28 protein-coding genes and 1 pseudogene are annotated in these 26766 nt (G+C 71.1%); 13 read left to right on the top strand and 16 right to left on the bottom strand.

The window, feature by feature from the left end; translation table 11 throughout:
- Nucleotides 1-18: 18 nt before the first annotated feature.
- From ACWCRD_RS25780 to ACWCRD_RS25750, 7 genes are all read right to left on the bottom strand, one after another.
- Entirely contained in the window at nt 19-1017 is a 999-nt protein-coding gene (locus tag ACWCRD_RS25780) for an alpha-ketoacid dehydrogenase subunit beta (protein ID WP_450968129.1), read from the bottom strand.
- Nucleotides 1005-1985, bottom strand: a complete 981-nt coding sequence (locus tag ACWCRD_RS25775; RefSeq protein ID WP_450968128.1) for a thiamine pyrophosphate-dependent dehydrogenase E1 component subunit alpha — start codon at nt 1983-1985, stop codon at nt 1005-1007. Before ACWCRD_RS25775 ends, ACWCRD_RS25780 begins: the two co-directional genes overlap by 13 nt.
- Nucleotides 1985-3319 carry a M24 family metallopeptidase gene (locus ACWCRD_RS25770; RefSeq protein WP_450968127.1) on the bottom strand — a complete coding sequence of 445 codons (1335 nt, stop codon included), beginning with the start codon at nt 3317-3319 and terminating at the stop codon, nt 1985-1987. Before ACWCRD_RS25770 ends, ACWCRD_RS25775 begins: the two co-directional genes overlap by 1 nt.
- Nucleotides 3320-3371: 52 nt before the next feature.
- Nucleotides 3372-4028: a helix-turn-helix domain-containing protein gene (locus ACWCRD_RS25765; RefSeq protein ID WP_450968126.1), complete on the bottom strand. Its 657-nt coding sequence runs from the start codon at nt 4026-4028 to the stop codon at nt 3372-3374.
- A 95-nt stretch (nt 4029-4123) separates the two neighbouring features.
- Nucleotides 4124-4270, bottom strand: coding sequence for a hypothetical protein (locus tag ACWCRD_RS25760; protein WP_450968125.1), 147 nt, complete (start codon nt 4268-4270; stop codon nt 4124-4126).
- Between the two features lie 41 nt (nt 4271-4311).
- A complete protein-coding gene (locus tag ACWCRD_RS25755; protein ID WP_450968124.1) occupies nt 4312-5202 on the bottom strand; it encodes a Cof-type HAD-IIB family hydrolase in 891 nt (296 codons plus the stop codon).
- A 100-nt stretch (nt 5203-5302) separates the two neighbouring features.
- The gene (locus ACWCRD_RS25750) at nt 5303-6709 is read right to left on the bottom strand and encodes a cytochrome (RefSeq protein ID WP_450968123.1); all 1407 of its coding nucleotides are present in this window, start codon (nt 6707-6709) and stop codon (nt 5303-5305) included.
- A 350-nt stretch (nt 6710-7059) separates the two neighbouring features.
- Here ACWCRD_RS25750 and ACWCRD_RS25745 point away from each other — a divergent pair, with 350 nt between their 5' ends.
- From ACWCRD_RS25745 to ACWCRD_RS25725, 5 genes are all read left to right on the top strand, one after another.
- Entirely contained in the window at nt 7060-7878 is an 819-nt protein-coding gene (locus ACWCRD_RS25745; protein WP_450968122.1) for a hypothetical protein, read from the top strand.
- 113 nt (nt 7879-7991) lie between these two features.
- Complete coding sequence (locus tag ACWCRD_RS25740; RefSeq protein ID WP_450968121.1) at nt 7992-8801, top strand: SAM-dependent methyltransferase; 810 nt, start codon at nt 7992-7994, stop codon at nt 8799-8801.
- Between the two features lie 37 nt (nt 8802-8838).
- Nucleotides 8839-10242 (top strand): glutamine synthetase family protein, encoded by a 1404-nt coding sequence (locus ACWCRD_RS25735; RefSeq protein WP_450968120.1) that lies wholly within the window; start codon nt 8839-8841, stop codon nt 10240-10242.
- Nucleotides 10243-10244: 2 nt separating this feature from the next.
- On the top strand, nt 10245-11375 hold the full coding sequence (locus tag ACWCRD_RS25730; RefSeq protein ID WP_450968119.1) for an amidohydrolase family protein: 1131 nt from the start codon (nt 10245-10247) through the stop codon (nt 11373-11375).
- A gap of 15 nt (nt 11376-11390) precedes the next feature.
- On the top strand, nt 11391-11927 hold the full coding sequence (locus tag ACWCRD_RS25725) for an NUDIX hydrolase family protein (RefSeq protein ID WP_115910498.1): 537 nt from the start codon (nt 11391-11393) through the stop codon (nt 11925-11927).
- Here ACWCRD_RS25725 and ACWCRD_RS25720 read toward each other — a convergent pair.
- The 3 genes from ACWCRD_RS25720 to ACWCRD_RS25710 form a co-directional block, all read right to left on the bottom strand.
- Nucleotides 11890-12720: a DUF427 domain-containing protein gene (locus ACWCRD_RS25720; RefSeq protein ID WP_450968118.1), complete on the bottom strand. Its 831-nt coding sequence runs from the start codon at nt 12718-12720 to the stop codon at nt 11890-11892. The genes ACWCRD_RS25725 and ACWCRD_RS25720 overlap by 38 nt on opposite strands.
- Nucleotides 12721-12936: 216 nt before the next feature.
- Nucleotides 12937-13605 (bottom strand): MBL fold metallo-hydrolase, encoded by a 669-nt coding sequence (locus ACWCRD_RS25715; protein WP_450968117.1) that lies wholly within the window; start codon nt 13603-13605, stop codon nt 12937-12939.
- 62 nt (nt 13606-13667) lie between these two features.
- Nucleotides 13668-14027: an excisionase gene (locus tag ACWCRD_RS25710; RefSeq protein WP_450968116.1), complete on the bottom strand. Its 360-nt coding sequence runs from the start codon at nt 14025-14027 to the stop codon at nt 13668-13670.
- A 68-nt stretch (nt 14028-14095) separates the two neighbouring features.
- On the opposite strand from ACWCRD_RS25710, the gene ACWCRD_RS25705 reads away from it, so the two are divergent.
- From ACWCRD_RS25705 to ACWCRD_RS25685, 5 genes and pseudogenes are all read left to right on the top strand, one after another.
- Nucleotides 14096-15067 (top strand): Clp protease N-terminal domain-containing protein, encoded by a 972-nt coding sequence (locus ACWCRD_RS25705; protein WP_450968115.1) that lies wholly within the window; start codon nt 14096-14098, stop codon nt 15065-15067.
- Nucleotides 15068-15135: 68 nt separating this feature from the next.
- Nucleotides 15136-16239: pseudogene (locus tag ACWCRD_RS25700) on the top strand (FAD-dependent oxidoreductase).
- 37 nt (nt 16240-16276) lie between these two features.
- On the top strand, nt 16277-17215 hold the full coding sequence (locus tag ACWCRD_RS25695) for a sigma-70 family RNA polymerase sigma factor (protein WP_450968114.1): 939 nt from the start codon (nt 16277-16279) through the stop codon (nt 17213-17215).
- A 64-nt stretch (nt 17216-17279) separates the two neighbouring features.
- Complete coding sequence (locus ACWCRD_RS25690; protein WP_450968113.1) at nt 17280-17837, top strand: dihydrofolate reductase family protein; 558 nt, start codon at nt 17280-17282, stop codon at nt 17835-17837.
- On the top strand, nt 17834-18145 hold the full coding sequence (locus ACWCRD_RS25685; RefSeq protein ID WP_450968112.1) for an EthD family reductase: 312 nt from the start codon (nt 17834-17836) through the stop codon (nt 18143-18145). The genes ACWCRD_RS25690 and ACWCRD_RS25685 overlap by 4 nt, the downstream gene beginning before the upstream one ends.
- 21 nt (nt 18146-18166) lie before the next feature.
- On the opposite strand, the gene ACWCRD_RS25680 is transcribed toward ACWCRD_RS25685, so the two are convergent.
- Both ACWCRD_RS25680 and ACWCRD_RS25675 read right to left on the bottom strand, forming a co-directional pair.
- Nucleotides 18167-18499 (bottom strand): DUF2218 domain-containing protein, encoded by a 333-nt coding sequence (locus ACWCRD_RS25680; protein ID WP_450968111.1) that lies wholly within the window; start codon nt 18497-18499, stop codon nt 18167-18169.
- A 50-nt stretch (nt 18500-18549) separates the two neighbouring features.
- Nucleotides 18550-19281, bottom strand: coding sequence for a flavodoxin family protein (locus ACWCRD_RS25675; protein ID WP_450968110.1), 732 nt, complete (start codon nt 19279-19281; stop codon nt 18550-18552).
- A 177-nt stretch (nt 19282-19458) separates the two neighbouring features.
- On the opposite strand from ACWCRD_RS25675, the gene ACWCRD_RS25670 reads away from it, so the two are divergent.
- Nucleotides 19459-19911 (top strand): SRPBCC family protein, encoded by a 453-nt coding sequence (locus ACWCRD_RS25670; RefSeq protein ID WP_450968109.1) that lies wholly within the window; start codon nt 19459-19461, stop codon nt 19909-19911.
- An 8-nt stretch (nt 19912-19919) separates the two neighbouring features.
- Complete coding sequence (locus tag ACWCRD_RS25665) at nt 19920-20249, top strand: TfoX/Sxy family protein (protein ID WP_450968108.1); 330 nt, start codon at nt 19920-19922, stop codon at nt 20247-20249.
- Nucleotides 20250-20260: 11 nt separating this feature from the next.
- Here the strand turns inward: ACWCRD_RS25665 and ACWCRD_RS25660 are convergent, their stop codons facing one another.
- Nucleotides 20261-21244, bottom strand: coding sequence for an aldo/keto reductase (locus tag ACWCRD_RS25660; protein ID WP_450968107.1), 984 nt, complete (start codon nt 21242-21244; stop codon nt 20261-20263).
- An 88-nt stretch (nt 21245-21332) separates the two neighbouring features.
- On the bottom strand, nt 21333-21995 hold the full coding sequence (locus tag ACWCRD_RS25655; protein ID WP_450968106.1) for an NUDIX domain-containing protein: 663 nt from the start codon (nt 21993-21995) through the stop codon (nt 21333-21335).
- Between ACWCRD_RS25655 and ACWCRD_RS25650 the strand changes: the two genes are divergently transcribed.
- Nucleotides 21982-22578: an SMI1/KNR4 family protein gene (locus ACWCRD_RS25650; RefSeq protein WP_450968105.1), complete on the top strand. Its 597-nt coding sequence runs from the start codon at nt 21982-21984 to the stop codon at nt 22576-22578. The genes ACWCRD_RS25655 and ACWCRD_RS25650 overlap by 14 nt on opposite strands.
- Here ACWCRD_RS25650 and ACWCRD_RS25645 read toward each other — a convergent pair.
- Nucleotides 22500-23939 carry an alpha-amylase gene (locus ACWCRD_RS25645; RefSeq protein WP_450968104.1) on the bottom strand — a complete coding sequence of 480 codons (1440 nt, stop codon included), beginning with the start codon at nt 23937-23939 and terminating at the stop codon, nt 22500-22502. The two genes, ACWCRD_RS25650 and ACWCRD_RS25645, sit on opposite strands and share 79 nt — an antisense overlap.
- Nucleotides 23936-26689 (bottom strand): MGH1-like glycoside hydrolase domain-containing protein, encoded by a 2754-nt coding sequence (locus tag ACWCRD_RS25640; RefSeq protein ID WP_450968103.1) that lies wholly within the window; start codon nt 26687-26689, stop codon nt 23936-23938. Before ACWCRD_RS25640 ends, ACWCRD_RS25645 begins: the two co-directional genes overlap by 4 nt.
- Nucleotides 26690-26766 lie beyond the last annotated feature (77 nt).

Raw genomic sequence — 26766 nt, 5'->3', positions numbered from 1 at the left:
CTTCCTCCTCAGGGGTGTTCAGTACGCGGCGAGACTCCGCACGGCCGCCACGACCTTGTCCACGGTGGGAATGACTTGCTCCTCCAGCGCGTCGGCGAACGGCAGCGGCACGCACTCCCCCGCCACCCGGCGCACCGGCGCGTCCAGCAGCCCGAAGCCCTCGTCGGCGACGACCGACACCAGGGTGGCGCCCCAGCCGCCCTGGAAGGGGTTCTCCTCCACGGTCACCAGCCGCGAGGTCTTGCCGAGGGAGGTGAGGACGGTGGCGACGTCGAGCGGGACGAGGCAGCGCAGGTCGACGACCTCCGCGCCGATGCCCTCCGCGGACAGCTGCGAGGCGGCCTGTAGCGCCACCGGGACCATGGAGGCCAGGGCGACGAGAGTGATGTCGCAGCCCTCGCGCACCACCGCCGCGCGCCCCAGCTCGACCATGTGACCCGGCGGTGCGGGCGCACCCTTGCTCGCCAGCAGCCCCTTGTGCTCGAAGAAGACCACCGGGTCGTCACTGCGAATGGCCGCCGCCATCATGCCGATGACATCGGCGGGCGTGGCAGGGGCGGCGATCTTCAGCCCGGGGACGGTCAGCGCCCAGTTCTCGGTGGCCTGCGAGTGCTGGGCGCCGAAGCCGAGACCGCCGCCGTTGGCGGTGCGCACCACGAGCGGCACGGTGACCTGGCCGCCCGTCATGTACCGGACCTTCGGGATCTCGTTGGCGAGGTAGTCCCAGCAGCAGGCCAGGAAGTCGGAGAACATGATCTCGGCGACCGGCCGCATCCCGGTCATCGCGGCGCCCATCGCCGCCCCCACGATGGCCTGTTCGGAGATCGGCGTGTCCCACACCCGCTCGGGCCCGAACTCCTTGAGCAGCCCGACGGTCGTCTTGAACACCCCGCCGGCCTCGCCGATGTCCTCGCCGAGGCAGACGACGGCCGGGTCACGGCGCATCTCCCGCGCGATGCCCTCGGCGACCGCATCACGGTAGGTGATCACGTCACGGTCCGTGCTCACGTCCGCCATGCCGCACCTCCGTCCGCCCATACGTCGGTCAGCGCCTCGCCCGGGTCGGGCGACGGCGCGTTCTTCGCCGCCTCGACCGCCTGCTGTACGAGGTCACGGGCGCGCTCGTCGGCCGCGGTGACCGTCGCCTCGTCCGTCCCCAGCTCGAAGAGGCGCCCGCGAGCCACGTCCAACGGGTCGTGCTTGAGCCAGCGTTCGACCTCCTCGGCCGGGCGGTAGGTGGCCGGGTCGGCGCGGCTGTGCCCGAAGTGGCGGTAGGTCTCGGCCTCCAGCAGAGCGGGCCCGTCTCCTGCCCGGGCCCGCTCGGCGAGGCGGGCGACCGCCTCCTGCACGGCGAGGACGTCGTTGCCGTCGACGACCTCGCCGGGGATGCCGTACGCGGGCGCCCGGTCGGCCGCCGGGCGGGCGACGGCCGTGACGTCGGCGATCGGCGTGTACTCCATGTACAGGTTGTTCTCGCAGACGAACAGCACCGGCAGCTTCCATACGGCGGCCAGGTTGAGCGCCTCGTGGAAGGCGCCGATGTTGGTGGCACCGTCGCCGAAGAAGGCGACGGCCAGCTGACCGGTGCCGCGCAGCCTGGCCGACCATGCCGCCCCCACCGCCATCGGGAGATGGGCGCCGACGATGGCGTACGAGCCGAGCATGAACGCGTCCGCCTTGGTGAGGTGCATGGAGCCGCCCTTGGCCCTGCACAGCCCCGTGGCCTTTTGCATGAGTTCGGCCAGGCACTCCTCGGGGGTGGCGCCGCGGGCCATGGCGTGGTGGTGGCCACGGTAGGTGGCGAAGACGTAGTCGTCGGGGCGCAGGGCGGCGCTCGCGCCGACGGCGATCGCCTCGTGCCCGGCGGCGAGGTGCGTGGTGCCCTTGACCAGGCCGGACAGGAACAGGTCGTGGGCGGCCTTCTCGGTACGGCGGATGACGGCCATCTGCTCGTAGAGAGTGAGGAGTTCTGCGCGGTCGGTCATCAAGTTCCCCCGTTGGTAGGGGTGTTGAGGTGGGACTGCGCCTCGCGGCGGGTGTTGAGCTCGCCGCCGACCGTCCAGTACTTGCGGCCCGCGACCAGCAGTTCCTCGGCGGGGAACTTGGTGATGACCTCGCAGCCGTCGGCGGTGACGACCAGCTCCTCCTCGATCCGGGCGGCGGACCAGCCGTCGGCGGCCGGCCAGTAGGTCTCCAGGGCGAACACCATGCCCTCTTCGAGGACTTCGGGGTGGTCGAGGGAGACCAGGCGGCTGAAGATGGGCTTCTCCCAGATCGACAGGCCCACCCCGTGGCCGTACTGGAGGGCGAAGGCGGCGGTCTCGTCGGCGAAGCCGAACTCCTCGGCGCGCGGCCACACTTGGACGATGTCGGCGGTGGTGGCACCCGGGCGGACCAGGGCGATGGCCTCGTCCATGTACGCGCGGCAGCGGACGTAGGCGTCGCGCTGGGCGCTGGAGGCGCTGCCGACCGCGAAGGTGCGGTAGTAGCAGGTGCGGTAGCCGAGGTGGCTGTGCAGGATGTCGAAGAAGGCGGGGTCGCCGGGGCGGATCAGGCGGTCGCTGTAGACGTGCGGGTGGGGTGAGCAGCGTTCGCCGGAGATGGCGTTGACCCCTTCGACGTACTCGCTGCCGAGGTCGTAGAGGACCTTGCTGACCAGGCCGACGCACTCGTTCTCGCGCACGCCGGGGCGCAGGTAGCCGTACAGCTCCTCGTAGGCCGCGTCGACCATCGCGCAGGCCTGGGTGAGCAGGGAGATCTCGTCGCGGGTCTTGGTGCGGCGGGCCTCCAGGAAGACCTGCTGGCCGTCGACGACGTCGATGCCTTCGGCGCGCAGGGCGGCCAGGATCGGCATCTCGGCGACGTCGATGCCGAGGGGCTCACTCGCGAGGCCGTGCTCGCGCAGCTCGGTGGCGATCTTGCGGGCCACGTCCTCGGCGATGCCCGCCTGCGGGTGGAAGGCGCCCCGCAGGGTGGAGATGCCGGCGCGGGCGCCGGTGGGCGGGCCTTCCTTGCCGTCGCTGTAGTCCAGCCACGGGTTGTAGAGCTGGTGGTGGCGGGCCGCTGAGCCGAAGTCCCAGACGACGGGTTCCCCGCCGCGCACCAGCAGGGCGAAGCGGATCAGCTTGTCCATCGCCCAGGTGCCGATGTGCGTGGCGGTCATGTAGCGGATGTTGGCGAAGTCGAAGCTGAGCACCGCGCCGAGCGAGGAGCGGTTCAGGGTCTCGTCGAGCCGGGCCAGGCGCTGCTTGCGCAGCCGGTCCAGGTCGATGCGCTCTTCCCAGTCGACGGCGTTGGGTCCATATGTGCGGATCGCCATGGCGACCACCCCCACTCCGGAGTGAACGACCAGGCCGGGCAGGTGTCAAGTGTTACTGAACACTCTGGCTGAACACGAACCAGACCCCGACGGCCGGTTCGGTTCCATCATTCCGGTAGCGGTGCGGGGTCGTCGACTCGAAGCAGACGGCGTCGCCCGGTCCGAGTGTGTACTCGTCGAAACCGAGGGTGAGGACCAGCTCTCCGGAGGTCACATAGCCGTACTCGGTGCCCGTGTGCCGCATCAGGCCGCCGGAGCCGGAGGAGGAGCCGCCGGGCCGGTAGGTCACCAGCAGGAAGTCGACGTCCGTGCCCGGAACATGCCCGAGCCGCTCCCACACCACCCCCGAGTCCAGCTCCAGCAGCTCGCGCTCCCCTGGTGTGACCAGCGGTCCGATGCGCCGGCCGGGGTCGGCGGCGAAGGCCGCGAGGGCGTGCAGGACGGTGGCGGGGGCGGCGGCCGCGGCCACGACCGGCGGGGCGGCGGCCTCGTCCTCGTAGCCGTCGAAGAGCGCCTCCACGGAGACCGACAGCGCGGTGGTGATGGCGTACAGCGTGCTCACCGACGGCTGGCTCTTGCCGGTCTCGATCTGGGAGACCAGGCTCGCGGAGACGCCGATCTCCCGGGCCAGGGAGCGCAGGCTCACGCCTTTGGCCAGGCGTGCCCGCCGGATGCGTGCGCCGACGGGCGGCACGGCGGCAGGAGACACGGCTGCTCCCCTCTCGGGCGGACATGTGCAGCACCATTGAACAGCGGGGGCCGGCTGTGAGGCCAGAGTCTCAGGCGAGGAGCGGAGTACGGAGATCAGCGCACCCGCGCCGGGAACACCGCCCGTACCTTGAGGCCGACCAGGCCGAACCCGCCGCCGTGGGTCACCGAGACGCGGAGCCGGCCGGCGTCGTAGCGCACCTGGACGGTGATCTCGACGGCGTCGGCCGTGTGGCGCCGCACGTTCGTCAGGGCCTCCTGGCCGGGTGCGCGCAGCCGACCGGCTAGAGGTCCAGCAGGCGCGCGATCGTGCGCAGCACTCCGTTGTCGTTGTTGGACGGGGCCAGGTGGCGGGCCCGGGCGATGACGTCCGGGTGGGCGTTGGCCATGGCGAAGGACCACTCGGCGGCGTCGAGCATCTCCAGGTCGTTGAGGTAGTCGCCGAAGACCATGGTCTGGGCGGGCGTGATGCCCAGGTCGTGCTGGAGTCGGCGCAGGGCGGCACCCTTGTTGGCGGTGCGGTTCATGACGTCGACCCAGTGCTCGCCGGAGACGACGACCATGGGGGTCCCCCCGCTCGAGCGAAGTCGAGAGTGGGGGAGGGTGGCGGTGAAGGACTCCAGGGCGGGCGCCGTCGTGTGCGCGGCGGAGCCGAAGTCGAAGAGGGCGACCTTGATGACGTCGTCGTCGAGCGCGGTGGCGTCCTCGACGACGCGGTGCTCGACGTAGTACTTGCGCACCTCCGCCAGGAACGCCTCGTCGCTGCGTTCGACGTAGGCGGAGCGCTTGCCGCAGACGACGGCGCCCACGTCGACACCCTCGTCGACCAGCAGTCGTACGGCCTGGACGACACGGGCCGCGACACCCGGCTCCAGTGGGTCCGAGCTGAGTTCCACTCCGTCGCGCACCACGTACGTGCCGTTCTCCGCGATGAACACCATGCCCTCGGCGGCCTCGGCGAACTCGCGCGCCAGGGTGGCGTATTGGCGTCCGCTCGCCGGGCTGAACAGCACACCGCGCCGGCGCAGTTCGGCCAGCGTCTCCCACAGGCCGGGCGGGATCCGCTTGGCGTCGTCCAGCAGCGTGCCGTCCATGTCGGTGACGATGAGGCGTATGTCGGCGGAGCCGGTGGGCTGACCGGAGGCGGTGCGGAGGGGCGAGGCGGCGGAGGACATGACCTGCTTCCGGTGGGGCGCGACGGGGCGCCGGATGGCTGGAGGCTGTGCCCCAGGCTCTTACGGCGGTCCCGTCACCCTACGCGAGCTGCGCGGACGCTCAGCTTCCGGACCGGATCAGGCCCGTCAGGTAGCGCCACAGCGAGGAGCGGCGCTTGGCGGCCTGGTCCGGTACCGGCGGTGCCTCCGGTACGTCCGCCGCGGGCGCAGGCGCGAGAGGCAGCGGGGGCCCGGACAGTTCGTAACGCACCGGCAGCGAGCGCAGCCCCCGCATGAACGGCGAGGAACGCCACGGCAGTTGGTCGACGGGCAGGGCGAGCTCCAGGTGCCCGAACCGTTCGAAGACACGGCTGACGCCCGCTGCCGCGATCGTCGACGCCAGTTCGCGGGCCGGGCACTGGCGGGGGCCCGCGCCCCACGACAGGTGCGCGCGGCTGCTGATGCCGGCGCCGGGTGCCATCTGGCCGGCGAAGAGGGGGTCGGCGTGGGCGGCGGCGGAGGAGACCCACACGGGGTCACCGGCGCGGATGGTGTAGTTGCCGAGCCGGGTGTCCGCGGCCGCGAACCTCGGCACGAAGTTCACCAGCGGCGGCTTGCGCATGACCACCCGGTTCATGGTCTCGCGCACCATCCCGGCGGACAGAGTGGTGCGGACTCCGCCCTCGTTCTCTCCTGCGATCACCTCGACGACCGTGTTGGAGATGAGGATGCCGACGTGGTCGGAGGTCATGCCGAGCAGCATGAACAGCTCACGGGCCAGCGCGTCGACGGAGAGGTCCGGGTGGGCGGCCAGCAGATGGGAGGGGAAGTCGTCGCCCGGCTTCTCGATCTTGGCGGCGGCCAGTTCGCCGAGTGTGACCAGGAGGCGGGCCAGGGCGGGTTCGGCGTCCGGGCCGGCGTCCAGCACCCGCCACATGTCCATCAGGGCGTCGTCGCCCTGCGAGCCGGGGAAGCCGAGCAGATGGCTCGCCGCCATCAGCGGCAGCGGGCGGGAGAACTGCGCCGACAGGTCGGCCATTCCCGTGCCGCCGCCCTGGGCCAGCAGGGAGATCAGCTCGTCGGCGTAGCCGGTGACGGCCGCCCTGAGCCGCTTGGCCTGCGGGTTGCGCGGGTCCTGGAAGGGGCGCAGGGCCGTGTCCCAGGCGCCCCGCAGCGTGCGGTGGCCGGGGCCGCCCTGGATCAGCACATGGTTGACCTCGAGGGAGGGGCCGAGCGGCCAGTCGGCGGGCACCCGGCCCTCCGTACGGGCCCGCCAGTTCTCCAGGCCCTTGGGCCAGCCGGCGTCGTCCTGGAGCACCTGCAGCGACTCACGGTAGCCGAGCACCAGCCACGCGGGCACGCCCAGCAGGTCGACCGGCGCGACCGGGCCGTGGCGCTCCCGCAGCCGCTCGTAGACGAGCGCGGGGCGGGTCTCGTAGTCACGCGTCAGCAGGGGTTCCGGAGCCAGGTCCTCCAGCCGCGTGCCGGCTCGCTCCGCGCCGTCCTCGTCGACCAAGTGGAACTCCATGCTTCCGCCGCCCCCTTCGACACCGTCTGCAGGGCGCTCCGCAAGATGTGCCGATCACCTGCGGCGCCGTCGTGGCTGGTCGCGCCCACGCCGCGGAGCCGCATGTCGATACAGTCCCGCGCCTCTTGCCTCGCCGGCGAACCCGCAGGGACGGTACCTCAGGCGTCACTTAGGTCACACGGTGGGGTACTGGCCGGTAGCAGCATGCCGAGCGGGGCGTCCGAGTTGCCGTAACGGCCGGGTCCTGCTCACCCGGACGGGCCAGTGCGCTGGTGGGGCCGTGCGGCGGATGGTGCGCTGAGGAAAGCCACCTCTTTCCCTTCTCCGCGGCTTGTCCGGAGGCGTCCGCCATGACCCGTCGTCGTCCGTCCCGTCCCCTCCGCGTGCTTGCCTGCGCGTCGGCCGCGGCCGTGCTGCTGGCCACCGCTGCCTGTTCGGGCGGGGGCGGCGGCGGCGGTTCGACGGCCCCCGAGGTCACCGCCTCCCCGCTCGCCGAGAACACGCCCACGGCCCCGCCCCGTCTCACCCGGGCCGGAGCACAGGCCGCGCTCATCACCGAGGGCGACCTCGAGGGCAACTGGAACCAGGTCAAGGGCGCCGCCGCCTGGGGCGACACCCTGCTCATCGGGAAGGTCGACGTGGCCCAGTTCCTCACCGCGAAGGCGAACGCCGCGGACTGTCAGCGGCTTCTCGACGCGCTCTACGACGACGACCTGCTGGGCAAGCCGACCGGCGTGTCCGCGCTCGCCGGGTTCGAGCAGGGTGATGCCCGCCTGCTCCACCAGGTCGCCGCCTACATCCCCGTACGGCTGAGCGCCTCGTTGGCCTGGCTGAAGACCCTGCCGGTCAAGTGCGACCAGTTCACCGCCACCGACGCCAAGGGCGGCAAGCGGACGGTCCAGGTGACCTCCGCCTCGGTGCCCAAGCAGGGCGACGCCCGGCAGGGCCTGCACGTGACGGTGCAGGGCACCGCGAACGGCGCTCCCGCCACCCTCACCCTGGACGTGGCCGCCGTACGCGTGGGCGGCGACGCGATCACCGTCACCGCCGGCGGCCTGGCCGGGGGCGCGCGCTCCTCGCTGGAGCTGGCGGTGCGAAAGGGCGCCCAGCGGCTCAAGGACGTCCAGTCCGGCAAGACGCCCGCCGCCGGTCCCCGCCGCACCGGCTGACGGCTGTTCAACGGGCCTACTCCGCACACCTGATCGGCCGATTCCCGGGACAGCGTGATCACCGGGCGGCACAATGGCGGCGACGGCCACAGGTGTTGAGAAGGAGCAGAGTTGTGAGTGAGAGCCACACCCCGGGCGGGTCGGCGAGGCTGAACACCGGTGTGGCGCACAACGCGCGCGTGTGGAACTACTGGATCGGCGGCAAGGACAACTACGAGGTCGACCAGCAGGTCGGCGAGCACGTCGCCGGGATGTTCCCGATCATCCGGGAGATCGCCCGCGCGGACCGCTGGTTCCTGGGCCGTGCGGTGCGGTTCCTGGCCGAGGAGCGCGGGGTGCGGCAGTTCCTGGACATCGGCACCGGGCTGCCGACCGCGGACAACACCCACCAGATCGCTCAGCGGATCGCCCCCGACGCCCGGATCGTCTACGTCGACAACGACCCCATCGTGCTCGCCCACGCCCGCACCCTGCTGACGGGCACCCACGAGGGCGTCACCGACTACATCGACGCGGACGTCCACGACCCCGACGCCATCCTCGAACGTGCTTCCGGAACCCTCGACCTGACCCAACCGGTCGCGGTGATGATGCTGGGCATCCTCAACTTCGTGCTGGACGCGGAGCAGGCCCGGGAGATCGTACGGAAGGTCGTGGCGGCGGTGCCGTCGGGCAGCTTCCTGGTCCTCACCCACCCCACCTTCGACGACGAACTGGGCGGCGCGGGCCAGATCCCGGCGATGAAGTTCTGGAACGAGAACGCGACCCCGCCGATCACCGCCCGCAGCGGCGAGGACATCGCCGCCTTCTTCGAGGGACTGGACCTCCTGGAGCCGGGCCTGGTGTCGTGCTCGCAGTGGCGTGCCGAGCCCGGATCGCCCGCCGTGGTACCGCAGTTCGGCGCGGTGGCCGTGAAACCCTGAGGGAGCAGCCCTGACGGACGCCGAGCGTGGAGGACGTATGACGACCCTTGCCGACCCCGTCCCCGGCGGCCGCCCGGGTGACGTCGAGCGGGCCACCGCGCTCGGCGACGAACTGTCCGGGCGGGGCGTGCACGGCATCGTCCTGGCCTACGTCGACACCGCGGGCGTGGGCCGGGTGAAGACCGTCCCCACGGCCAAACTCGCCTCGGCGGCGGCCTGGGGCGTCGGCATGTCACCGGTGTTCGACACGTTCCTGGCGAACGACACCATCGTCACCACCGACGTCCTGGGCTCCCCGGACGGCGACCTGCGCCTCTACCCCGACCTCGACCAGCTCGTCGTCCTGGCCGGGCAGCCCGGCTGGGCATGGGCGCCGGTCGACCGGATCACGCAGGAGGGCGAGCCGCACCCGGGCTGCAGCCGCACCGTCCTGCGCCGCGTCGTCTCCGAGGCCGCCGAACGGCACGGCCTCACCTTCAAGGCCGGCATCGAGATCGAGTGGGCCGTCGGCCGGCGCCCGGCGGAGGGCGGCGACTTCGTGCCCGCGCTCTCCGGTCCCGCCTACAGCGCCATCCGCCAGGTCGAACTCAGCGACTGCACGGCCGACCTGCTGGCCGCGTTCGCCGCGCAGGGCGTGGACGTCGAGCAGATCCATCCCGAGTACGCGGCCGGGCAGTTCGAGATCTCGGTGGGCGCCCTCGACCCGGTGGCGGCGGCCGACCGGAGCGTGCTGGTACGGCAGACGATCCGGGCGGTGGCCCAGCGCCACGGGCTGGCGGTGTCCTTCGCCCCGGCGGTCTTCGCGCAGGGCGTCGGCAACGGCGGCCACGTCCACCTCTCCGCCTGGCGCGACGGCGTCAACCTGCACTCCGGGGGCGAGGGCCGCTACGGCATGACCGCCGACGCGGAGTCGTTCGCGGCCGGGGTGCTGGCCCGTCTCCCGGCCCTCACGGCGGTGACCGCGCCCAGTCCGGCAAGCTACCTGCGCCTCAAACCCTCCCAGTGGGCCGGGGTGTTCACCGCCTGGGGCCGCGAGACCCGCGAGGCCGCGGTCCGGGTCGTCACGGGCACGGCGGGCCTGCGCGACCAGGCGGCGAACCTGGAGGTCAAACCGGTCGACCTGGCCGCCAACCCGTATCTCGTCCTCGCCTGCCTCATCGCCGCCGGACTCGACGGCCTGACCTCGTCCACGCCCCTGCCCAAGGAGATCACCGGCGATCCGGCCCGCCTCGACCCCGCGGACGCGGCGGCCCGGGGCGTACGCCGCCTGCCGACCTCACTCACCGAAGCCGTCGAGGAGTTCCGCAAGGACGAACGGCTGAGGGCCGCGCTCGGCCCGGTCCTCGCGGACGCCGTGATCGCCGTACGGCAGGGGGAGATCGCGGCGGCGCACGGGCTGGACGACGAGCGGCTGGCGGCGGCCTACCGCTGGAAGTACTGATCATGGCCGGCCCGGTCCAAGAGGGGCTTGAGGCACTGGAGTTGGTGGACCACCACTGCCACGGCGTCGTCACCGCCGACCTGCCACGGGAGGGCTTCGAGGACCTGATCACCGAGGGCGCGGCCTGGCCCGGCATCTCCCCCTTCGACAGCCCCGTCGGCGTATCGATCCGCCGCCACTGCGCCCCGCTGCTGGACCTGCCGCGCCACGCGCCACCCGATGAATACCTGGCCCGGCGGGCCGAGTTGGGCCCGGGCGAGGTACACCGCCGCTTCCTCACCGCCGCGCGGACCGGCACCTTCTGCGTGGACACCGGGTACGCCCCGGAGCGCCTCACCACGCCCGCGGAACTGGCCGAGGCAGCGGGCGGGACGGCGTACGAGGTCGTACGGCTGGAGGGCGTCGCCGAGGCGGTGGCGGCGCAGGGCGTCGAGCCCGACGACTACGGCGACGCCTTCCAGGCGGCCGCGCTGGAGGCCGTGCAGCGGCCGGGCGTGGTGGCGGTGAAGTCCGTGGCCGCCTACCGCACCGGCTTCGACCTGGACCCGGCCCGCCCATCCGACGCGGAGGTCACCGAGGCGGCCCGGCACTGGTCGGCGCGCGGCGGCCGGCTGGACGATCCGGTCCTCGTACGGCACCTGCTGTGGACCGCGGTCGACCTCGGCCTCCCCCTGCAGCTCCACACCGGCTTCGGCGACGACGACATCCGGCTGCACCGCGTCGACCCCGCCCACCTCACCGACTGGCTGCACCTGACCACCGGCACCATCCCGGTGCTGCTCCTGCACTGCTGGCCGTACCAGCGCCAGGCCGCCTATCTGGCCGCGGTGTTCGAGCACGTGTACCTGGACGTGGGCCTCACCCTCCACTACGTCGGCCCGGCGCGCGCCCGGGCGGTCCTGGAGGAGGCCTTGGAGATCACACCGTTCCGCAAGCTGCTGTACAGCTCCGACGCGTACGGTGTGGCCGAGTTCTACTGTCTGGGCGCGCTCGCCTTCCGCCGCGGTCTGGCCGGTCTGCTGCAGGACCGGGTGGACGCCGACGAACTGAGTCTGCCGGACGCGCTGCGGTTCGCCGAGTGGGCGGGAGCACACAATGCGCGCCGGGTCTACGGCCTTTCCGGCCCCTCCTGAAAGTATGATCAAGCAATGTCTGACATGACCGAAACCACGCCGGGCTGGCTCAGCTCGGACGACCTCGAGCTGGCACGCGCCCGTATGCCGATCCTGTACGTCGAGGCCGTGCCCGTGCGCGTCGACGACAGCGGCGAAGTCACCAGTGTCGGCCTGCTGCTGCGCATCGGCCCGGACGGGACGGTCAGCCGGACCCTGGTCTCCGGTCGCGTCCTGCACCACGAGCGGGTCCGTGACGCCCTGCTGCGGCACCTGGAGAAGGACCTCGGCCCGGTGGCGCTGCCCCGGATCCCGGCCTCGCTGCAGCCCTTCACGGTCGCGGAGTACTTCCCGACACTGGGCGTCACGCCGTACCACGACCCGCGCCAGCACGCGGTGTCCCTGGCCTACGTCGTCCCGGTCACCGGCGACTGCCGGCCCCGGCAGGACGCCCTGGACCTGGTGTGGTTCAGCCCGCAGGAGGCCGTCTCGGAGGCCGTGCAGAGCGAGATGCCCGGCGGGCACGGGGTGCTGCTCAGGCAGGCCCTCGCCCACGTCGGCTGCTCTGTTTGAGCATCGTGCTGAAGGGTGTGACGGGGCGCTCCACGCGCTCCCCGTCCACGGTGATGTCGGCCGCCTCGTTGTAGAACGCGAGGAGTCCCTTGATCGTGCCCACGGCGGGCAGCGGCTGCGGGTAGCTCCAGACGATGTTCGGCGGCACGTCGGCCTCGCCGCGCACCGACCAGTACTGTGCCGTGCCCTTGTAGGGGCAGCCGGTGTGGTGCTCGGTGGGTTCGAGGAGGTCGAGGCGGACGTCCTCGCGCGGAATGTAGTAGCGGGTCGGCAGACCGGTCTCGAAGAGCAGCACGGGCCGGTGGGTGTCGGCGACGAGCATGCCGCCGACCGACACCTGGACATGCCGGCTGCTCGCGATGGCATCCACCCGCTTGTGCGGGTCACGGGGGTGGATGAAGATCTCTTCCTCCTCCTCGTACCAGTGGTCCAGGCCCCTGCCGCTGCGCCGGAACCACTCGAAGGCGATGTACCCGGCCAGGTCGGCGGCCGGGAAGGTCCAGGCGGCGTTCTCCAGCAGCTCACCGTCGACTTCGAGGTCGTAGAAGATCCTGGATCCGGTGTGGGCGCCTGAGCGCGGGTTCTTCGCGGGGCGCAGCAGGTCCTCGCGTACGTCCGCGCGCGGGAAGGCGTACTGCGGTACGGGCAGCGAGGGCTCCCAGACGAGGACGGGGTGCCGGCTGTCGACGACGGTGACGTCACCCTTGCGGCCGCGCACCCAGCGTTCGCTGGGCTCCCACAGGAGTCCTTCGGGGGTGGTGCGCAGGGATCGTTCGGTGGGGAGTGCACTCATGGACCGCTCTCCTTCGGCTCGTTCCGGAGCACCACCAGCTTCGCCGTTTCGGCGCGGGGAAGCGAGGACCGGGTCGGTCGGGCGCCGGAGCGGCGCGAGACCTCGCACCACCGGTTGTCGTCCGGGTCGCCGAGCGCGGTGCGGAGGGCGCTTGCTGTTCGGCTTCTCACGACATCCCACGTTCTGCAACCCGGTGGACGCCGGGCACTCGGGTCGTCAGCCGACGGTGGCCGCGTCTCGCAGGGCGGCTGCCGCGCCGTGGCCGATCGGGTCGCCGTGGCCGAGGACCGCCGTGTCGACCTTCAGTTCGGCCAGGCGGTGCAGCGACTGGACGGCCCGGGCGCGGTCGGTTTTGAAGACGCCCGGCATGGTGCGGCCGACGTTGGCGACGGCGTCGCCGGTGAACAGGACGCTCGGCCCGGGCAGGTGGAGAGCGATCGACCCGTCGGTGTGCCCGGGCACCGACACCACCACTGCGCCGCCGCCGAAGTCCAGCACATCACCATCCGCCACCTCCCGGTCCACCCGGCACGGCGGAGCCGGGGGCAGGGGCGCAAGCGCCGCCCGGATCGGCACCTCGAAGTTTTCGAGCACCGTCGGCGCCCCGGCCGCCTCTCCCCGGATCACCGGTGCCTCCAGTCGATGCGCCAGCACCCCCGCGCCGTGCCGGACGGCCAGTTCGGCGGCCGAGCCCGTGTGGTCCTCGTGCCAGTGCGTCAGCACGATCCGCCGAAGCTCGCCGCCGAGTGCTTCCTCGATCTGAGCGGCGCGGTCCGCCGTCCCGGTGTCGAGCAGAGTCAGCTCGCCGCCGTCCCGCCACAGACAGGCCGTCCCGACCGCCAAGCGGAGCACCCGCAGCTCCGGCAGTACCTCGATCACATCCATGCCTTCAGCTGGCGGGCCGCCCTTCCGGTGGTGCGGTCGTTCGCTGACGGCTCAGCAGGCGGTCACTTCCGTTCCAGCGCGGCCAGCCGCAGTTCGAGCTGGTCGACCCGGTGCCGTAGCAGGGCGACCTGGGCTTCCAGGCTGATTTCCCGCTCCGCCCGGCGCTGAATGCGCGGGGATGCGGCGGCGCGCTCGATCACCGCGTCCAGCTGGACCAGGCGCTGCGGGCCGTTCGGGCCGTCCACCAGCCGGGACTGGATCTCGCCGTTGCGGTACCAGGCCCGCAGGGCCGAGCGGGAAACGCCCGTCTCCGCTTCCGCCTTGGCCAGTGTGACCCAGGGTTTCTCGTCCAGCTGCTCGAACAGTTCCAGCTCGTTCTGCCAGCGGGCGAGCCGGTCCTCCCAGTCCGACGGTGTCTCCATCACACCCTCCCTTCGACACGGTGACCCTATCAATAACAGTGTATTGACAGGGCTGAGACCATGAAGGCATGACTTTTGAGAGGTTCACGGGGAAAGCCCGTCAGGTGGTCGTCGCTGCTCAGGAACAGGCGAGGCTGCTCAAGCACAACTACATCGGTACGGAGCACCTCCTGTTGGGGCTGCTCGAGGTGCCGGACGGCACGGCAGCGAAGGTCCTGCACCAGCTCGGGTACGGCAAGGAAGCGGTGCAGGCCGACATCGCCGCGATCGTCAAGCCCGGCACGCAGGAGCTGAGCGGCCACATCCCGTTCACGCCGCAGTCGAAGAAGACGCTGGAACTCGCTCTGCGCGAGGCGCAGCGACTGCAGCACAACCACGTCGGTACGGAACACATCCTGCTCGCCCTGGTCAGGGAGGGTGCGGGCATCGGCGCGAAGGTGCTCGGCGAGCGGATCCATCCGGTCAGCAAGATCCGTACCGCGGTGCTGGCCTTGAGAGAGGGGTCGCAGGACGTCGCCGACGGCCCCTGGCCGACCGGCACACCTGCCACCGAGGACACCATCTCCACCGCCGGCGCACTGGCCGGCGGCGCTCCGGTCGGCAGCCATCACCTGCTGGAGGCGATGCTGCGGGCGGAGAACAGCATGGCGGCCAGGGTGCTGCGCGAACTCGGCGTCGACCCGGACGCCGTGGCCGCCAAGATCGACGAACTGGACCCGGAGACGACCACGGACGCGAACCCGGAGGAGGCCGCCGCCCGCAAGATGGAGATCCGTCTGGTCGACGACGAGGTGCACCTGATCCTGCGGGACCCGGCAACGGTCGCGACGGCCAAGAGGGTGACCGAGCTGTCCGGCGGCCCGATCCGGGGCGTGGGGCCGGTGGCAGGCCTGTTCGTCCCGCTGTGGCGCTCGGCCGACCAGCTCCTCCGGCAGATCCAGCGCATGCTGGAACCGGAGCCCGAAGAAGACGACGCATCCGCCGCGAGCAAGGTCGCCAGGGCCGTGCGCACGGTCCTCGCGCCCCGGCTCCGTCGGTGAACCGGGTGACAGGCGGGCCGGAGCCTGCCCACGGGACGGGCGAGGACGGGGGCTCGGGGAGCCGAGCCATCGCCATCGTGGGAGCCGGCTTAGGTGGTCTGGCACTTGCCCGTGTGCTGCACGTGCACGGCATCAACGCCGCTGTCTACGAGCGTGAATCGTCGCGCGGTGCGCGCGGTCAGGGCGGCATGCTCGACATCCACTCCGGCCAGCGGGCACTGCGCGAGGCCGGTCTGATCGACCAGTTCCACGCGATTGCCCGTGGTGAAGGCCAGGACATGCGTCTTCTCGAACCGGACGGCACCCTGCTGCTCCAGGAGGACACGCCCGACGACGCCCCGCTCGACCGACCCGAGGTCGACCGTGCCGATCTGCGCAACCTGCTGCTGGACTCCCTCCCCGACCACACGGTGCGCTGGGGGCACCCGGTCGAATCCGCCGACGACGGCCTGCTGCGCTTCGCCGACGGCAGCAGTGCGACGTACGACCTGCTGGTCGGTGCCGACGGCGCGCAGTCCCGGGTCCGTGCGCTCCTCACCGACGCCCGACCGGCGCACACCGGCCAGAACGTCGTCTAGCTCGGTATTCCCGACATCGACCGCACCCACCCCGACCTCGCGGCGATGGTCGGACGCGGCAACTACTGGGTGCTCGGCGACGGACAGTCCCTGTCGGCGCAGCGCAACGGCGACGGCCGCGTACGTGTCTACCTCGGCTTCCACAACACCGCCGAGGACTGGTTCGCGACGAGCGGGATCCCGTTCGGCGACCCGGCCGCCGCCCGGGGGCGGCTGATCGACCTGTTCGCCGACTGGGACCCACGGTTCACCGCACTGATCGCAGCCTGTGACGACACGGTCCTGCCGCGGTCGATCGCCACTCTCCCGGTCGGCCTGACCTGGCCGCCGAGGCCGGATGTCACACTGGTCGGCGATGCCGCGCACCTGATGCCACCGGTGGGCCAGGGCGCCAACATGGCACTGCTGGACGGCGCCCTGCTCGGCCTCGCACTGGCCGCGCACCCGGACGACCATCCCGCCGCCATCAAGAAGTACGAACGCGAGATGTTCGAACGCACCGGCGCCGCCGGCCGGCAGTCCGCGCGCATGCAGCAGCTCCTGTCGTCACCGAACCCCGCACGCAGACTGCTCGCGTTCTTCCAACCGGGCTGAAAGAAACCGCACGGGCCACGCCGGGCATGATGACCCCATGGACCTTGAGCCGTACCGGGGCGAGTTGGTGGCGTACTGCTATCGGATGGTGGGCTCGTTCCACGAGGCCGAGGATCTGGTGCAGGAGACCATGCTGCGGGCGTGGAAGGCCCGGGAGCGGTACGACGCCTCGCGCGCGTCGGTGCGGACCTGGTTGTACCGGATCGCGACCAATGTCTGTCTGACCGCGCTGGAGGGGCGGGCGCGGCGGCCGTTGCCGTCCGGACTCGGTGCGCCGAGCGAGGACCCGGGGGCGCCGCTCATGCCGGCCTTCGACATCCCGTGGCTGCAGCCGTTTCCCGACGCCCGCTACGACGTCGAGACGCGGGCCGATCTGCGGCTGGCGCTGGTGGCGGCGATGCAGCTGCTGCCGGCGCGGCAGCGGGCGGTGCTGGTGTTGCGGGAGGTGCTGGAGTTCAGTGCCGCGGAGGTCGCGAAGCAGCTCGGGACGACGGTCGCCGCCGTCAACAGCTCGCTGCAGCGGGCCCGGGCCGCGGTCGCCGAGGCGGGCGATCCGGGCGAGGTCCAGGAGCCGGACGACGCGGAGGCGCGGGAGGTCGTGCAGCGGTACGCACGTGCCTTCGAGGCTGCCGACGTCCCCGCCCTGGTGCGGCTGCTGACCGACGCTGCCGTGCTGGAGATGCCGCCGGTGCCGCTGTGGTACCGGGGCCGCCGCGACTACGGCCTGTTCATGGAGCGGGTCTTCGAGATGCGCGGGACGGGGTGGCTCACACGGCCGCTCACCGCCGGCGGACAGCCCGCTCTCGCCGCCTACGCGCCCGCCCGGGGCGGCGGGCACCGGCTGCACACGCTGCAGGTGTTCACGGTGGCCGGCGGGCGGGTCGCGCGGAACGTGGTGTTCGCGGATCCGCGCGTCTTCGAGGCGTTCGACCTGCCCGGGGAGATTTCTTCGGACGACTTCGGCCGCGGGCGATGAGTCCGGGAGGTGGCGCCGGTACATACCGGTGACCACCGATCGAGACTTCCGAGAGGACCTCGTCATGAGCGTCATCGTCATCGCATTCACCACGCTGGACGGCTTCGTCTCCGACCCGGACGGCCGCGACGGCACACCCGGCGGCGGCTGGATGTTCCGGCACGGCCCCGAGGCGGTGGCCGGGGACAAGTTCCGGCTCGGGGCCGCCCTCGACGAGGGGGTCCTGCTGCTGGGCCGCACCACCTGGGAGTTGTTCTCGCAGCTGTGGCCGCACCGCGACGACGCGTTCTCCGTGCGCATGAACGCCGCCCGGAAACTCGTCGCCACCCGCACCCTCACGGACGTGTCCGCCTGGGCGAACTCGCAGATCCTCACGGGCGACCTGGTGGACGCGGTCAAGCAGGAGAAGCGAGACGTGGTCGTCACCGGCAGCCTCAGCGTCGTCCGCGCCCTGATGGCCGAGGACCTGATCGACGAATACCGCCTGATCACCTTCCCCACGCTTCTCGGCACCGGCGACCGCCTCTTCCCCACGGACACACCGCCCGTCCACCTCGAATGCGAGTCGGCTGAGCAGACGGGTCCTGCCGTCTTCGCGCGCTACCGGAGGGCCGGGCGATGACGGCACGCTTCCTCGTCCTCTACGAGACTCCGCACGACCCGGCGGCGTTCGACCGGCACTACCGCGAGGTCCACCTCCCGCTCGCCCGCAAGCTGCCCGGGTTGCGCCGGTACACGCTCGGCCGCGAGGCCACCGCCGTGCGCGGGGGCGAACCACCCCATCTGGTCGCCGAGTTGGAGTGGGACACGATGGAGGAACTACGCGCGGCGTTCGCCTCCCCTGAGGGCCGCGTCTGCGCCGAGGACGCGGAGCGCCTGCAGAGGCTTGCGCCGGTGCGCAGCATGGTCTTCACCGTGGGCGAGGCCTGACGCCGGCCCTGGTCACGGGGGTCAGGCCGGGTCCTGCGTCCTGCGCTGGGTGGTGCCGGGGGTGCCGGTGTCGCGGTGCCATTCGACGACCAGTTCGTCCTTGGTGCCGAAGCGGACCAGGTGGCGGCCTACGACGTCCTCGAGCAGGTCGAGGTGCTCGGCGTCGGTCTCCACCGAGAGCAGCAGGGCTCCCTCGGTCGCGGTGAGGGAGCCCGTCCCGTTCTGGAAGACCAGGCTTCCCTCCCCGCTCCCCTCGTCCCAACCGGTCTGGATGCGGCGGCCGAGGTGGGAGGCGAGCTGCTTGGCATAGCGGTGCGGGCGGTCGGTGGTGACGCGGGCTTCGGAGCGGGGCATCGGCGGACTCCCGGGTTCGCAGTGACGCGGCTGGAGTCGATGGTAGGGAGTCAGCGGTGTTCGGGGTTCTCCGCGTCGAAACGGCAGCCGGCGTCCCATTCGGAACGCTGGTTGCCGTGGGCGGGGATGCCCTTGGCGCGCTTCAGCATGGCGGCCAGATGCATCAGGTTCCAGGTCATGAACGTGGTGTTGCGGTTGGTGAAGTCGTTCTCCGGGCCGCCCGATCCGGGATCCAGATACGACGGTCCGGGCCCCGCCGCTCCGATCCAGCCGGCGTCGGCCTGCGGCGGGATGGTGTAGCCCAGGTGCTGGAGGCTGTAGAGGACGTTCATCGCGCAGTGCTTCACGCCGTCCTCGTTGCCGGTGATCAGACAGCCGCCGACCCTGCCGTAATAGGCGTACTGTCCGGCGGAGTTGAGCAGCGAGGAACAGCTGTAGAGCCGCTCGATGACCTGCTTGGTCACCGAGCTGTTGTCGCCGAGCCAGATCGGCCCGGCGATGACCAGGATGTCGGCGGCCATCACCTGTTCGTACAGCGCCGGCCAGTCGTCGGTGGTGAAGCCGTGCTCGGTCATGTCGGGGTAGACGCCGGGGGCGATGTCGTGGTCGACGGCGCGGATCTCGGAGGTGGTGACCCCGCGGGACATCATGATCGACGCGCTCTTGTCGATCAGCCCCTGGGTGTGGCTGACCTGGGGCGAGGGCTTGAGGGTGCAGTTGATGAACAGGGCGGTGAGGTCCTCGAAGCGGTACGCCTCGTCGGTCGCGGGCGATGCGGTCATGGGCGTACTCCTTCAGACGGGATCGCCGGGCCGGTCCGAACCGCGGCTCAGCAGCAAGCCTCTCGCCGGGGCGGCGATTTGTCCTGCTCTGGTGGGGCGGCGTAAGACACCCGTCACATCGGGACGCCGTATGCCGTACGCCGCGCGCCCGACGCCCGGCGCGGGGATCCTGGGAAGGTGACGATCGACGTGTCCGTGGCGCGCGTGATCCCGCTGTCGCCCGAGCGGGTGGCCAAGTACGCCATGGACTGGCGCCACGACGCCGACTGGACGCAGGGCATTCGCACGGCGGAGCTGACCCGGGAGGCGGACGGGGGCGGCTTCGGCGTCGGCGCCGAGGTCACCCGGACAGCGTTCTTCCTCGGCCGGCGCATCGACTACGTCCTGCGCGTGGCCGCACACGACTTCCCGCGGCTGCTGGACATGGTGTCGGTGGCGGGCCCGATGCCCATGCACGTGACGTACTCCTTCGAGCCGAACCCGGCCGGCACCCTGGCCCGGATCCGGGTCCAGGGCGGCTCGGGCGGTTTCTACCGGCCGGCCGCGCCGCTCCTGGCCCGCCGGGTCCGCTCCTCCCTGCGCAAGGACCTCCGCGCTCTCGAACGCAGACTCACCCCTCGCATGGATTGAGGCCCCTCATGGCGTACGACGAAGGACTCGCCGAACGGATCCGGCAGCACCTGGGCGCCGATCCCGGCGTCGCCGAGAAGCGGATGTTCGGCGGCATCGCCTTCCTGCTGCACGGCAACATGGCCGTCGGTGTGACCGGCGACCACCTGATGGTCCGCGTCGGCCCCGACGCGACGGACGCCGCGCTGGCCCGCCCGGGTGCCCGTCTCTTCGACATGACGGGCCGCCCGATGCGCGGTTGGGTCGTCGTGGACTCCTCGGCGGTGACCGAGGACGAGACACTCGGCGAGTGGATCGACGAGGGCTACGCCTTCGCCGCCGGTCTGCCGCCCAAGTGAGGGTGAGCAGCTCAGTGCGCGGCGTCCAGCCGGGTCCGCTGCTCCTCGGTCAGGTCCAGGTCGACCGCGGCCAGGTTCTCCTCCAGCTGGGCGGGCGTCGAGGCTCCGGCCAGCGGGATGATCGGGAGATCGCCGCCCAACTGCCAGGCCAGTACGACCTGGTTGGCGGTGGCGCCGGTCTCGCGGGCGATCTCGTGCAGCACGGTGAGACGGGCCGGGGTGCCGGGATGGTCGTAGTCCGAGGGCAGCCGGTCGGGGTACGTGTAGCTGCCCTTCAGGAGCGGTGAGTACGCGACCAGGGTCAGGGCCGGGTCGGCTCGCAGATACGTCAGCAGGTCGGGGCCCGCGTGACCGAGGCTGCCGTACGGGAACATGTCGCTGGGCACGTCGGTGCGCGGGCTCAGATAGCTGTGCTCGTACTGGAGGACCTCGTAGCCGGGCAGTCCGGCCGCAGCGGCGATCGCACGGGCCCGCTCCACCCGCCAGGCGGCCTGGTTGCTCACGCCGAGCAGTCCGACCGTGCCCTCGGCGACCAGTTCCGCGAAGCCCTCGACCGTCTCCCGTTGGGGCACGGTCGGGTCGTCGATGTGGGCGTAGAGCAGGTCGAGCTTGTCGACGCCGAGGCGTTCGCGGCTGCGTTCGGCGGACTCGCGGATGACCTTCGCCGAGAGGCCCTCCGGGTTGTCGATGTAGCTGGTGCCGGGGGCCAGCGGGCGGGCGCCGAGCTTGGTCGCGATGAAGACTTCGTCGCCGATTCCGCGGCTGCGCCGCCAGCGGCCGAGGAGTTCCTCGCTCTGGCCGCCCTGGCCGCCGTCGACCCAGAAGGCGTAGTTGTCGGAGGTGTCGATGAAGTTGCCGCCGGCCTCGACGTACCGGTCGAGCAGGGCGAACGATGTCTCCTCGTCCGTCCGCGAGCCGAACAGCATCGCGCCGAGCGCGAGCACGCTCACCTCGCGGCTGGTGTGCGGGTCTGTTCCGATGGTGCGGTACTTCATGCCGGGTCCTCCCGTTCGCGCCCGCGGTTTCGGGTACGAACGGGAGTCTTCAGCTTGAAGCGCACACGAAGTCAAGGGGCCCCGCGCGCTACTTGCCGAACGGGCCCTCCAGCGCCGCCCACTGCAACAGCATGATCGTCTTGGCGTCGGCAATCTCGCCGGTGCGGATCATCTCCAGGGCGCGGCGGAAGGGCAGTTCGACGATCTCGATGTCCTCGCCCTCCTCGTCGAGGCCGCCGCCCTCGTGGGTGCGGGTCGAGGGACCGTAGGCGGCGGCGTAGAAGCTGACGCGTTCGGTGACCGAGCCCGGGCTCATGTAGACGTCGAAGACGTGCTGGACCTCGCCGATGGTGTGCCCGGTCTCCTCCACCACCTCGCGGCGGACGGCGAGTTCGGGGTGCTCGTCCTCGTCGTCGAGGAGTCCGCCCGGAGTCTCGACCAGCATGCCGTCGGGGTGTCCGTTGACGTACACCGGGAAGCGGAACTGCCGTGTGAGCAGCACGGTTTCGCGTTCGGTGTCGTAGAGCAGCATGGTGGCGCCGTTGCCGCGGTCATGCGTCTCGCGCTGCTGGGTGGACCAGGTGCCATCGGCGTGCCGGAAGTCGAAGGTGGTGGCCCGCTCCACGTACCAGTGGCTGGAGAGCAGTTTCACCTCCCGCACCTTCACACGGGGATTGCCGGTCAGGTCGAGTCCGGCGCGGTCCAGGCCGGTGCGGCCGCGGCCGTCCGGGGTGTCGATGCCGGCGGTCATCGGGCACCACCGGTCCTGCGGAAGGCTGTGCGAGAGTGGTTCATGCTCGCTTCTACCATGGCCGCCACCATCCGCGGCTGAGGCCCGGAGGCCTGGAGGACAGATGAAGCCGCGTCCCATCAGCGAGTCATGGTCTCGCATCGAATGCTGGTTACGAGATCGCGAACGCATCCGAGAGCTGGCTCCTGCCGCCACCGGTCAGGACATCGCCCAAGCCGAGGAACCCCTCGGCGTGAATCTCCACCCGGACCACAGGCAGCTGCTGCTCGGTCACAACGGCAGTGGTAGGTTCGCCCTCCCTCCGTACTACGAGATCCTCAGCACCAGCGAGGTCGTGGACAAATGGCGACTCAAGACGGACGTCTGGGCCGACCAGCCCTGCTCCCCCTACCGCCCTCACTGGGTGCCCTTCGCTGCCGACCGGGCCGGCGGTGTGCTCTATCTCGATGTTGTGGGAGATTTCCACGGACCCGGCGTCCTGATCGCTGCTGCCGCGGCCGCCGGTCAGGTCACGCTCAGCACGTGCGCGTGCCAGGCCGGCAGGTCGACGAAGAGGCCCGGGGTGAGCAGTTGGTCGCCGTAGCGGTCGTAGGTCTGGCCCGTGAGCAGGTCGGTCAGGTGGCCGGTCAGGTCCGGCCAGGGTAGGGGGACTTGTCCCTGGGACGGGGTGTCGGAGTAGTTGACGATCACGAGGTGGCGGGTGCCGGGGCCGGTCCAGCTCCAGGCGAGCAGGTTGCGGTGGGTGTCGTTGTCCGGCCAGCCGGTGGTGGCGAGGAGGCGCCAGTCTCCTTCGCGTACGGCGGTCGCGGCAGGCAGCAACCGGCCGTAGAAGGTGCGGAGTTGCTCGTCCGGCGGTTCCTGTGGGCGGCGCGCGAGGAAGACGGGTGGGCGGACCTTGCGGCCGTCGAACTGGCCCTCGTGCCAGAGCGTCGCGCCGGGCAGGGTGGCGATGGTGACGGCTGCGGCGCGCTCCTGCGCGCCCGGCAGGGTGGCGGCGGCCCGCGGCTCGTCGTGGTTCTCCAGGAAGCGGACCAGGCCGTGCTGGTAGGTGAGGTCGGCCTGGAGGTGGGCGCGGGTCGACTCGGCGTCCTCGTGGAGGAGTCGGTCGTAGAGCCGCTTGTCGTAGCAGTGGTCGAAGCCCTGCTGCTGCAGGGCCCATTCGAGGTCCCAGTACGCCTCGGCGACGAAGAGAAGGCCGGGGTGGTGCGCCCGGACGCGCGGGACGACGTACGGCCAGAAGTCGTCCGCGGGCAGCGGGCCCGCCCGGTCGCCCCAGGTCTTGGCGAAGACGTCGTTCATCAGCAGCATCGCCATGTCGCACCGCACGCCGTCCGCCTGGTCGCCGATGGAGACGAGGGTGTCGACGGCCGCGGTGCGCAGGTCGTCGCTGAAGGCGTTGAGCTGGACCACGTCCGGCCAGGGGGCGAAGTACGGGTCGCGGCCGTTGGCGTAGATGCGCCCGCCGACGTCGAGGAAGGCCTCGGGCGACCGTTCCAGGTCCTCGCGGGTGCCCTGGATCAGGCGCTCGGGGTGCTCGGTGAGCCAGGGGTGGTCGGGAGCCACATGGTTGGGCACGTAGTCGAGGATCAACCGCACGCCCCGGGCGGCCAGCTGGGCACGCGCCTCGGCGAGACCGTCCGGGCCGCCGAGGGAGGCGTCGACGACGTAGTTCCGTACGCAGTACGCGGATCCGGCGATGTCAGCCTCGGTCAGGTCGGGCAGCGCCTGGCGGAACGACGCGAGCAGGGACTCGTCGCGCAGGGCGATCGCGAGGCCGGCGGGACTGCGTTCCCAGACGCCCATCAGCCAGACGGTGTCGATGCCGGGCAGGCTCACCTCGTCCCAGACCTCCGCGGGGACCTCGCCGAGGGTGACGCGGCGCCCGTACCGGCCGCTCAACTCACCCAGCCAGACAAGGGTGTTGATCTCGTGGATGACGGTCATGACAGGGGCTCCTCGTCGCCCGAGCCCGCGAACCGCTCGTCCCGTTCGTCCCGTTCGCGCACCGGGCGCAGGGACTCCCGGCCGCCGCGGTGCCAGTCTTCGGCGCTGATGGAGTGGAAGAGGGTCGCGGTGGCGGCCACCAGTCCGGTCCAGCCGGTCTGGTGGGAGGCGCCGAGGCCCGCGCCGTTGTCGCCGTGGAAGTACTCGTAGAAGAGGATCAGGTCCTTCCAGTGGGGGTCCTTGGCGAACTTGGGCTGCGCGCCGTGGACCGGGCGGTGACCGTCCTCGCCGGCCAGGAAGGTGGCGGTGAGCCGGTCGGAGATCTCGCGGGCGACCTCGTAGAGGTTCAGCCGGCGTCCGGAGCCGGTCGGGCACTCCACGGTGAAGCCGGGGCCGTGGTAGCCGTGCAGGTTGAGCAGGGCGCGGATGAGGAGGAGGTTCATCGGGAACCAGACCGGGCCGCGCCAGTTGGAGTTGCCGCCGAACATGCCGGAGTCGGACTCGGCGGGCAGATAGCCGACGCCGTACGTCTGGCCGTTGACGTCGAAGTGGTAGGGGTGCTCGGCGTGGTAGCGGGAGAGGGACCGGATGCCGTGCGGGCCGAGGAATTCGTCCTCGTCGAGCATGCGGGCGAGGATGCGGCGCAGCCGGTCCTCGCCGAAGAGGGCGAAGAGGTAGCGGCCGTTCTCGTCGGCCGTGCCCAGGTCGTGCTGTTGGACGACGGCTTCGACGGCCGGGTGTCGCCGGATGAACTCCTTTGCTCCTTCTACGAGTGCGGGGAAGGTACGGTCGGCGCGGCCGCCGATGACGCTGGTCGCCGCCAGCGGTATCAAGCCGACCAGGGACCGCACCTTCAGGCGGGTGGCGGTGCCGTCGGGCAGCCGTAGCACGTCGTAGAAGAAGCCGTCCTCCTCGTCCCAGAGGCTGGCGTTGTCCTTGCCGATGCGGTTCATGGCGACCGCGATCCAGGCGAAGTGCTCGAAAAGCATCTGCGCCTGCTCGACGTAGACGGGGTTGTCGACGGCGAGTTCGATGGCGATGTCGAGGAGGTTCTGGCAGTACAGCGCCATCCAGGCGGTGCCGTCGGCCTGGTCGATGTGGCCGCCGGTGGGCAGGGGCGCGCTGCGGTCGAAGACACCGATGTTGTCGAGGCCGAGGAAGCCGCCCTGGAAGACGTTGTTGCCGTCGACGTCCTTGCGGTTGAGCCACCAGGTGAAGTTCTTCATCAGCTTCTGGAAGGCGTTCTCGAGGAAGGCGCGGTCGGCGTGGCCGGTGCGGTGCTTCTCGAGTTCGTGGACGAAGAGGACCGCCCAGGCGTGCACGGGCGGGTTGACGTCGCCGAAGTTCCATTCGTACGCCGGGATCTGGCCGTTGGGGTGCAGATAGAGGCGGCGCAGGAGGAGCTCCAGCTGCCCCTTGGCGAAGCCTATGTCGACCATGGACAGGGCAAGGGTGTGGAAGGCGAGGTCCCAGGCCGCGAACCAGGGGTACTCCCAGGTGTCCGGCATCGACATGACCTCGTCGTTGACCATGTGGTACCAGGCGCTGTTGCGGACGTTCGGGTCGGCTGCGAGGGGGTCGACGCCGTGTTCGGCCAGCCAGCGCTCGACGTCGAGGTAGTAGTACTGCTTGCTCCACAGCATCCCTGCAAGGGCCTGGCGCACCAGTCGCCGCTCGTCCTCGCCCATGCCGTCGGGGACGACGTCCTCGTAGAAGGCGTCGGCCTCGGTCCGGCGGATGTCCATGGTGGCCGCGAAGTCCGCCCAGGGATCGGCGAGTTCTGCGTCCGAGAGCCGCAGCCGGACACTCGCGCTGTCACCGGCGGGGACGGTCAGGGTGTGGTGGAGGGCGGCCTTGGTGCCGGTCTGTGCGGGGTTGACGGCGCCCGTCTCGCCGTGGACGACGCAGCGGTCGATGCCGTCCTTGACGTAGGGCGTGCTGTTGGGGCTGTGGAAGATGCGCTGGTTGTTGGTCTCGTTGTCGGTGAACAGGGCGGGGGCGTCGGTGTCGCAGTACAGCCATCGCGGGCCGAGTTCGTCGTGGTCGGCACGGATGGCGTCCGCCGTCTTCCTGAGGTTCGGTACGGCGGTGCCGCCCGCCCAGGACCAGGTGTGCCGGAACCAGAGGGTCGGCAGGAGGTGGAGGGTGGCCTCGTCGGGGCCGCGGTTGTGCGCGGTGATCTCGACGAGCATGTCCTCGGGGCCGGCCTTGGCGTATTCGACGAACACGTCGAAGTAGCGGTCCTCGTCGAAGATGCCGGTGTCGAGCAGCTCGTACTCGAAGTCGCGGCGGCCGCGGGCCTTGTTGGTGTCGACGAGCTCGGCGTAGGGAAACTCGCCCTGCGGGTACTTGTACAGGTACTTCATGTACGAGTGGGTGGGCGTGCTGTCGAGGTGGAAGTAGTACTCCTTGACGTCCTCGCCGTGGTTGCCCTCGGCGTTGGTCAGGCCGAACATCCGTTCCTTGAGGATCGGGTCGCGGCCGTTCCACAGGGCCAGCGAGAAGCAGAGCCGCTGCTTGTCGTCGCTGATGCCGGCGATGCCGTCCTCGCCCCAGCGGTAGGCGCGGGAGCGCGCCTGGTCGTGGGTGAAGTACGACCAGGCCTCACCATCGGGGCTGTAGTCCTCCCGGACGGTCCCCCACTGCCGCTCGCTGAGGTAGGGACCCCAGCGGCGCCAGTCCGCCCGGGACGCGTCGGCCTCCGCCAGCCGCTGCCGCTCGGCGCCCACCGTGCCACTGTCCGCCGCCATCGCCGTCTCCTCCGCCCAGCCAGGCATTGCTCCCAGACTCGGACGTCTCGGACGGGGCCGCAATGGGTGGGGGGCGA

It is taken from the genome of Streptomyces sp. NPDC002092 (genome assembly GCF_053593775.1).
This window is presented reverse-complemented; position numbering and strand designations above follow the sequence as displayed.

What these genes read in the sequence shown, in the direction of transcription:
- ACWCRD_RS25745 (WP_450968122.1), top strand. Translation starts at nt 7,060, where the DNA reads ATGACCCGTCGTCGTCCGTCCCGTCCCCTCCGCGTGCTTGCCTGCGCG.
- ACWCRD_RS25705 (WP_450968115.1), top strand. Translation starts at nt 14,096, where the DNA reads ATGACTTTTGAGAGGTTCACGGGGAAAGCCCGTCAGGTGGTCGTCGCT.
- ACWCRD_RS25780 (WP_450968129.1), bottom strand. Translation starts at nt 1,017, where the DNA reads ATGGCGGACGTGAGCACGGACCGTGACGTGATCACCTACCGTGATGCG.
- ACWCRD_RS25775 (WP_450968128.1), bottom strand. Translation starts at nt 1,985, where the DNA reads ATGACCGACCGCGCAGAACTCCTCACTCTCTACGAGCAGATGGCCGTC.
- ACWCRD_RS25680 (WP_450968111.1), bottom strand. Translation starts at nt 18,499, where the DNA reads ATGCCCCGCTCCGAAGCCCGCGTCACCACCGACCGCCCGCACCGCTAT.
- ACWCRD_RS25685 (WP_450968112.1), top strand. Translation starts at nt 17,834, where the DNA reads ATGACGGCACGCTTCCTCGTCCTCTACGAGACTCCGCACGACCCGGCG.
- ACWCRD_RS25710 (WP_450968116.1), bottom strand. Translation starts at nt 14,027, where the DNA reads ATGGAGACACCGTCGGACTGGGAGGACCGGCTCGCCCGCTGGCAGAAC.
- ACWCRD_RS25665 (WP_450968108.1), top strand. Translation starts at nt 19,920, where the DNA reads ATGGCGTACGACGAAGGACTCGCCGAACGGATCCGGCAGCACCTGGGC.
- ACWCRD_RS25660 (WP_450968107.1), bottom strand. Translation starts at nt 21,244, where the DNA reads ATGAAGTACCGCACCATCGGAACAGACCCGCACACCAGCCGCGAGGTG.
- ACWCRD_RS25690 (WP_450968113.1), top strand. Translation starts at nt 17,280, where the DNA reads ATGAGCGTCATCGTCATCGCATTCACCACGCTGGACGGCTTCGTCTCC.
- ACWCRD_RS25735 (WP_450968120.1), top strand. Translation starts at nt 8,839, where the DNA reads ATGACGACCCTTGCCGACCCCGTCCCCGGCGGCCGCCCGGGTGACGTC.
- ACWCRD_RS25720 (WP_450968118.1), bottom strand. Translation starts at nt 12,720, where the DNA reads ATGAGTGCACTCCCCACCGAACGATCCCTGCGCACCACCCCCGAAGGA.
- ACWCRD_RS25725 (WP_115910498.1), top strand. Translation starts at nt 11,391, where the DNA reads ATGTCTGACATGACCGAAACCACGCCGGGCTGGCTCAGCTCGGACGAC.
- ACWCRD_RS25730 (WP_450968119.1), top strand. Translation starts at nt 10,245, where the DNA reads ATGGCCGGCCCGGTCCAAGAGGGGCTTGAGGCACTGGAGTTGGTGGAC.
- ACWCRD_RS25750 (WP_450968123.1), bottom strand. Translation starts at nt 6,709, where the DNA reads ATGGAGTTCCACTTGGTCGACGAGGACGGCGCGGAGCGAGCCGGCACG.
- ACWCRD_RS25640 (WP_450968103.1), bottom strand. Translation starts at nt 26,689, where the DNA reads ATGGCGGCGGACAGTGGCACGGTGGGCGCCGAGCGGCAGCGGCTGGCG.
- ACWCRD_RS25675 (WP_450968110.1), bottom strand. Translation starts at nt 19,281, where the DNA reads ATGACCGCATCGCCCGCGACCGACGAGGCGTACCGCTTCGAGGACCTC.
- ACWCRD_RS25770 (WP_450968127.1), bottom strand. Translation starts at nt 3,319, where the DNA reads ATGGCGATCCGCACATATGGACCCAACGCCGTCGACTGGGAAGAGCGC.
- ACWCRD_RS25650 (WP_450968105.1), top strand. Translation starts at nt 21,982, where the DNA reads ATGCCGGCGGTCATCGGGCACCACCGGTCCTGCGGAAGGCTGTGCGAG.
- ACWCRD_RS25695 (WP_450968114.1), top strand. Translation starts at nt 16,277, where the DNA reads ATGGACCTTGAGCCGTACCGGGGCGAGTTGGTGGCGTACTGCTATCGG.
- ACWCRD_RS25715 (WP_450968117.1), bottom strand. Translation starts at nt 13,605, where the DNA reads ATGGATGTGATCGAGGTACTGCCGGAGCTGCGGGTGCTCCGCTTGGCG.
- ACWCRD_RS25645 (WP_450968104.1), bottom strand. Translation starts at nt 23,939, where the DNA reads ATGACCGTCATCCACGAGATCAACACCCTTGTCTGGCTGGGTGAGTTG.
- ACWCRD_RS25755 (WP_450968124.1), bottom strand. Translation starts at nt 5,202, where the DNA reads ATGTCCTCCGCCGCCTCGCCCCTCCGCACCGCCTCCGGTCAGCCCACC.
- ACWCRD_RS25655 (WP_450968106.1), bottom strand. Translation starts at nt 21,995, where the DNA reads ATGACCGCCGGCATCGACACCCCGGACGGCCGCGGCCGCACCGGCCTG.